Annotated in this window: 3 protein-coding genes; 2 read left to right on the top strand and 1 reads right to left on the bottom strand. The window is 64.1% G+C overall.

The window, feature by feature from the left end; all coding sequences use genetic code 11:
* Together V5B39_RS21015 and V5B39_RS21010 are read left to right on the top strand one after the other, a co-directional pair.
* On the top strand, window positions 1-2,936 hold a 2,936-nt coding region (locus V5B39_RS21015; RefSeq protein WP_332344789.1), incomplete at its 5' end, for a hypothetical protein.
* A gap of 379 nt (window positions 2,937-3,315) precedes the next feature.
* Window positions 3,316-4,632 (top strand): pectin acetylesterase-family hydrolase, encoded by a 1,317-nt coding sequence (locus V5B39_RS21010; protein ID WP_332344788.1) that lies wholly within the window; start codon window positions 3,316-3,318, stop codon window positions 4,630-4,632.
* 132 nt (window positions 4,633-4,764) lie between these two features.
* Here the strand turns inward: V5B39_RS21010 and V5B39_RS21005 are convergent.
* A partial coding sequence (locus V5B39_RS21005; RefSeq protein ID WP_332344787.1) for a YgiQ family radical SAM protein occupies window positions 4,765-6,968 on the bottom strand: 2,204 nt, incomplete at its 5' end.

Genomic DNA, 6,968 nt, shown 5'->3' with positions numbered 1-6,968 from the left:
GGGAACTCACGCTCGCTTTCGGCGGCGCCCGGCCACGCCTCAGCGGCGCGCTCAGCGTCGCCGCCCTCGACCTCCGCCCGTTCCTCGCCAGCGGTCAGGGCACACCGGACAAAGCGCTTGACTCCGCGGTGCTGCCGCGGCAGATGCTGCCCCTGCGCGATCTTGTGCCGCTCGACGTGGACGTTGATTTAAGTGTCGGCCGCTGGCTCGGGTTGCCCGTCGACATTCGCGACGCGAAGTTCGATCTGCGCGCCGACGCCAATGGCGTGCGAGTGCCAACCAGCGCCACGATGGCCCGCGCCCCATTCTCCGGCCGCCTCGACCTCGATACGGCGGCACCTACACCAACACTGGCACTCCGCTTCGCAGCGAAGGACGCTGCGCTCGGCGACCTGGCACGGGAGCTGCACGGAGCTACCGAGATCGACGGCAGGCTCGGGCACATTGAGCTGCTCCTGGGTGGACGTGGCGAAACGCTTGGCTCACTGCTGAGTGACCTTGAGCTTTCACTCAAGGCGGCGAACGCACACTTGAGCTACGGCAAACCGGCCGGCGCACGCCCGATTGTCGTCCAGGTCGACACGCTCGACCTTGCGCTGCGCCGTGGCCAGCGACTGCGGGGCAGCGCGCGCGGGACGCTGCTCGGCGAGCCTGTGAAACTCTCGATGCGCGGCGGCACACTGCCCGAAATGCTGGGCGAGTCGGCAACCCCGATCGAACTCGAGATCGTGGCGGCGCTGGCGAAACTGCGCATCGAGGGCACGCTCGCGCGCCCCGACGCAACGCGCGAAACCGCTCTGAAGTTTTCTTTTGAGGCCCGCCGCACAGGGGACCTGGCGCGCTGGCTGAGCGTCGCGCCGGCATCGAAACTGCCCCTTGCCGTTCGCGGTCGCGCGCGGATCGCCACTGACGCCTGGTACCTTGAGCAGACGAGGCTCAAGCTCGGTCGCAGCGAGCTGACGATTGATGCCAAGCGCTCCCGCGTCGGCGATCGGCCGATCACCGTGGCGTCTGTGCGCAGTCCGCTGATCGATGTGCCGGAACTCGCGACCTTGCGCGCCAGCACCAGCCGGAGCAGCGACGAGCCGGTTTTTCCCGACGCCGCTGACCTTCCTGACGCTGACATCAGCCTGGCATTGCAGCACGTACGCCTCGGCCGTACTGATCTCGAGGACGTCGCTTTCGTCGGCCGCGTCCGCGAGGCGCGTCTGCTGGCGTCAGCGCTCAGCGGCAAGGTCGCCGGCGTACCGTTCACGGGGCTGGTTGCGCTCAACCTGCGCGGCGACGTACCCGAAGCACGGCTCGATCTCTCCACAGGCGAAATCGACGTCGGCGCACTTCTGCGCGACATCGGCGCCGCAGAAGACATCGATGGGCGCGCCGACAAGTTGCAGCTCACCCTGCGCGGGCGCGGCAAGACCCTGCGCGAGCTCGCCAGGCTCTCGTCATTCGAGGCGCGCGTGACCGGCGGGCGCCTCAGCGTGCTCGGTGTGCTGCAACGTCCGGTCACCGAGTTCGGCGTCACCGAGGCCAGGATCGGTGCCCTGCCGGGCGAGCCGATCCGGGTTGCCCTCAACGGCACGCTCGACGAGACTGCGCTCGATATCAGGCTGAGCAGCGGACGACTCGTGGACATGCTGCGCGATGCGACGCATCTGCCCTTCTCACTGGTGGCGCAGGCAGCGGGGGCACGCCTGACGCTGGAGGGCGAGGTGGCACTGCCGCTCGGGCGCTCCGGACAGATCACCTTCGAGATGAGCGGCGAGCGGCTTGACTCGCTCAGCGAACTGGCGCGGGTTGAACTCCCGGCGTGGGGTCCCTGGTCGCTGCGCGGCCCGCTGCGCATGACGCCGACCGGCTACGAACTGCAGGGGCTCTTGTTGAGCGTCGGGGAGAACCGACTCGAGGGAACAGGCACGCTCGACATGAGTGGAGCACGGCCGCGGCTCGACGTACGGGTGAACGCGCCCAGTATTCAACTCGACGACTTCCCTCTGCCGGAGCGCATTGCCGAGGACCCGCCCAGGGCAAGCAGGGCCGAAGCCCTGCGCCTGACGGCAAGCAAGGTAGTCGGGCAGACCGAGCGCCTGCTGGGCGCCGGATTCCTGCGCCGGCTCGATGCCTATCTCGATCTGGAAGTACAGGAGGTGCTTTCCGGAAGCGACCGGCTTGCCGACGGTTCCTTGCGCATCCAGGTTGTCGACGGGCGTCTGTTCCTCGGCCCGGCCATGGTCAATATCCCTGGGGGAACCCTGCGGCTAGCCGTTGCCTACGACCCGACCTTGTCCGAGATCGAGCTCGCCGCAGGCGCTTACGTCGAGCGCTTCGACTACGGCATCATTGCCCGCCGCCTGAGCCGGAAGGACGACACCAGAGGACTCTTCAGCATGAATCTGGAGTTTGCGGGCCGGGCACCGTCACTGAATACGATCATGCACCACGCCAACGGAAGAGTTGACTTTGCCGTTTGGCCGACGGAACTGCGCACTGGCATCTTCAGTCTGTGGTCGGTGAATCTCGTGCTTTCGCTGGTGCCCCTGATTGATCCGGGCGGGGACGCCCACCTGAACTGTGTCGTTGGCCGCTTCGACCTCAAGGACGGCAAGCTGCCCGACGACAAGATGATTATCGATACGACCCGGGTGCGCATTCGCGGCACCGGCAGCGCCGACCTGGCAAGCGAAAAGCTGGCGTTCGTTTTTCGCCCGCGCGCAAAGGGTTTCGCTCCGTTTCGCCTGCAAACGCCGTTGCGGGCCAGCGGAACGTTCACCGACTTTCGTTTCGGCATCAAGCGACGCGACCTGCTTGAATCGATTCTGCGTCTGATCGCGTCGCCGATCCTCCTCCCGATCGAGTGGCTCACCCTGGGCCCGCTGCCGCGCGACGGCGCGGACGTATGCACGAACCCGCTGCGAGCGATTGATCGCGAGCGCTGACTGCCCCCGGTTGGCTAGGAACTGCCCGCAAAGGAACGACCACCCGATAGCGATGAAGTGATTTCTTGGGCGATTTCCAGAGATAGAGGTACCGATAAACGACAGCCGTCATCCCCGCGAAAGCGGGGATCCACCGTTCGGCCCGATGTAGGACAGAGCCTGGACTGGATTCCCGCTTGCGCGGGAATGACGGAACTCCTGGACGGTTTGGGATGGCAATCCATGGAATTCGCCTTAGTCTGCCTCCGCTTGCCGAATCACCGCACCTTGAACAGGGTGGGAATAGCTGTTAACGTGCGCTCTGGGCGCAGCTTTCTGCGTCATGGTCGAACCGGAGGCGTCAGCCCGGTTGAAGAGGCTTAATCAAGGGAGGGATCAAATGAAGGGGATGCTTGGTAGGGGCAAATTTGCCTTTGCGGCGATGTGCTTTTTTGGCGCAATCGCCAACGCGACGGCTGTCAACGAATGGCAGGAGGCTGACATCGACGGCTTGCTAGACGCCGGACAGGTAGTTGACGCGGATGGATACGTATTGAAGGACAAGGGTGGCAACGCGCTGGTGCCAAATTGCGCGTTCGGTTCGTTGCCGCCGCCGCTCGGGCAACCGTTTAAATTCTTCTGGCAGGCGGGCGATCCAGGCAACAAGAATCTTCTGATTTTTCACGATGGCGGGGGAGCGTGCTGGAATCGGGACACCTGCCTCAGCCCATTGGTCCCGAATGCACGCGCGGCCTATGATCCGACGATCTCGGAATCCCCAGAAAACCTTGCCCTGGCAGGCGGCATCCTCTCCGAAGAGGAATCGCAAAAGAACCCCTTCAAGGGCTGGACAAAAGTCTTCATCCCCTATTGCACCGGCGACGTGGGTTGGGGCAACAATGATGCCACCTACGACGGAGTACCATTTCCAATTCATCACCGCGGCTACGCCAATGTGAGGTTGGTCGTGCGCTGGTTGCAGCAACAGTACGCTCACTCAGCAGCGCCCGAGAGGATCGCGGTCACTGGCGTCAGCGCCGGAGCTTACGCCGCTCCGGGAACGGTTTTCCCGGAAGTCAAAAAGATTTTTCCACGAGCACAGACCTATCTGCTGGCTGACAGCGGCAACGGTGTCGTTACCAACTCGTTCCTCGACAGCGCAGAAGAGAACTGGAAGTTCAAGAACACGCTGCCCGTTTATCTGGCCAACGTTGTCGATGGTCAGGCGCTGGGGTTACCGGTGCGATTCTATGGCGTGCTGACGTGGCTCTTTCCACAGACCAGATTCGGGCAGTTCCAGAACGCTTTTGATTCGATTCAGACGATCATTTACGCAACGATGAAAGGCGTGGACCCCAGTGCACTGGAGAACCCGCAGACGGCTCTCGCGTTGGCCCTGGAATGGAGTGCTCAGATGCGTCTTGCGACCAACCTCGCCGCCGCGGCGCCGAATGGCAATTACCGCTTCTATACGGCAGCTGGCTCGGAACATGGCATCCTGGTCAATGTTCCCGATAACATCGGCTTTGATGCGGATCAGTTCTACCTTGAGAAGTCAGCCCGTAGCCCGCGCGGGCAGTTGAGTTTCCGGGACTGGACCGCCGACATGATCTGGAAGGAACCGAGACAACTGAGGACGAGCAACTGGCAGAATGCCACCTGTTTCCCATACTGCCTCCCGACACAGCCAGGAATCGCCTTTCTGACCGCACCCTGAACGGGAGTTGAGGTAGGCAACAGCCAGGGGGTTGCCAGCCAGCAACCCCTGGCGGCGCCCGCCTCATTTGCGTGCCGCCGACGATGGCAGCGACTGTTCCAGCCATCCCGATTGTGCCGCGCGCCGGATGCCCTACCGCCTGCCGCGCGAGCCGCCTGCCGCAACGGCCTTCGCGGCGTCGCGCGGCCTTCCCGGCGAACGCGTACCGGCCTTTGCTCCCGCTTGGGCGAGGCCTCGCAGACCGGTTCCCGGCGGCTGAAAGAACGGGATCAGCTGCTTCCGCCCGTTGCCGATCAGGTCGGCGCGCCCCATCTGCTTGAGGGCCTCGCGCAGCAACGGCCAGTTCTCGGGGTCGTGATAGCGTAAAAAGGCCTTGTGCAGGCGGCGCTGACGAGCCCCGCGCACGGTTTCGACGGCTCCCGAATCGCGGTCGACCTTCTTCAGCGGGTTCCTGCGGCTGTGATACATGGCGGTGGCGATCGCCATCGGCGTCGGCAGAAAGGTCTGTACCTGATCCAGACGGAAGTTGTTGCGCTTCAGCCATAGGGCGAGATTTAGCATGTCCCGGTCGGTGGTCCCGGGATGTGCCGCGATGAAGTACGGGATCAGGTACTGCTCCTTGCCTGCCTCCCTCGAGAACTTCTCGAACATCACCTTGAACTGCTCATAGGAACTCATGCCGGGCTTCATCATGTGCGCCAGCGGGCCTTCTTCGGTGTGCTCGGGGGCGATCTTGAGATAGCCGCCGACGTGGTGCGTGACAAGCTCCCGGACGTACTGCGGATCGCGCACGGCGAGGTCGTAGCGCAGGCCCGAGCTGATCAGCACCTTTTTCACCCCTGGCAGCGACCGCGCCTTGCGGTAGAGCTGGACCAGCGGCGTGTGGTCGGTGTCGAGGTTTTCGCAGATACCGGGGAAGACGCACGACAGGCGGCGACACGCGGACTCGATCTTCGCGTCCTTGCACGCCAGGCGATACATGTTCGCTGTCGGTCCGCCGAGATCTGAAATGATGCCCGTAAAACCCGGCGTCTTGTCGCGGATTTCCTCGATCTCGTGCAGGATCGACTGCTCGGAGCGGCTCTGGATGATTCTCCCTTCGTGCTCGGTGATCGAGCAGAAAGTGCAGCCGCCGAAGCAGCCACGCATGATGTTGATCGAGAAGCGGATCATCTCGAAGGCCGGAATCCTGGCCTCGCCATAGGACGGATGCGGCCGGCGCTGGAAAGGCGAGGCGAAGACGCCATCCATCTCCGGCGTCGTCAGCGGAATTGGCGGCGAGTTGAGCCAGACGTCGCGCTCGCCGTGCGCCTGGACCAGCGCACGGGCATTGCCCGGGTTCGATTCGAGATGGAAGACGCGCGAAGCGTGTGCGTAAAGCACCGGGTCGGCGGCGACCTGTTCGTACGACGGCAGGCGGATCACGGTCCGCGCCCGATCAAGCTTCGGCATGCGCTGGTGCGACTGCCAGTGCATCCGGATCACCTGCCCCCGGGCCTGTCCTTCGCTGCTGGCCGCCGGTGCGGGCTTTGCCGAACAGGCCGCATCCTGGCCACCTTGCTGGCCACCTTGCTGGCCACCTTCCTGGCCAGTTTCCGCGGTCATCGCGTACGGGTCGGCATGGCGAATCAGCAGACCCGGCGTATCGACCTCGGTCGAGTCGATTTCGGCCCAACTCTCGCCCGGCAGCCAGCCGCGCGGCACCATGAAGGCGGTGCCGCGCAAATCATGGATGCCGGCGATCGGCTCGCCGGCGGCAAGCCGATGCGCCAGATCAACGATTGCCCGCTCGGCGCTGCCATAGATCAGCAGATCGGCCTTCGAATCAGGCAACACCGAGCGACGTACCTTGTCTGACCAGTAGTCATAATGAGCAATGCGTCGCAGGCTGGCTTCGATCGAGCCGATCACCACATTGCTGCCGGGAAAGGCCTCGCGGCAGCGCTGTGCATAGACGACGACCGCGCGGTCCGGCCGCCGGTCGGGCTCGCCGCCAGGTGTGTAGGCGTCATCGGAACGGGGCTTGCGATCGGCCGTGTAGCGATTGACCATCGAATCCATGTTGCCGGCGGTCACGCCAAAGAACAGGTTCGGCTTGCCGAGCGTCCGGAAAGCCTTGGCCGACAGCCAGTCCGGCTGGCTGATGATGCCGACGCGAAAGCCCTGCGCTTCGAGGAGACGCCCGACCAGCGCCATGCCGAAGCTCGGGTGGTCGATGTAGGCGTCACCGGTGACGAGAATGATGTCGCACGAATCCCAGCCGAGTTCGTCCATTTCGGCGCGCGACATTGGCAGGAAGGGTGCCGTGCCGAAACGGCTGGCCCAGTACTTGCGGT

It is taken from the genome of Accumulibacter sp., from assembly GCF_036625275.1.
In the GTDB taxonomy this organism is placed as follows: domain Bacteria; phylum Pseudomonadota; class Gammaproteobacteria; order Burkholderiales; family Rhodocyclaceae; genus Accumulibacter.
The sequence above is the reverse complement of the archived record's forward strand: the minus strand, read 5'-3'. Positions and strand labels throughout refer to the sequence as shown.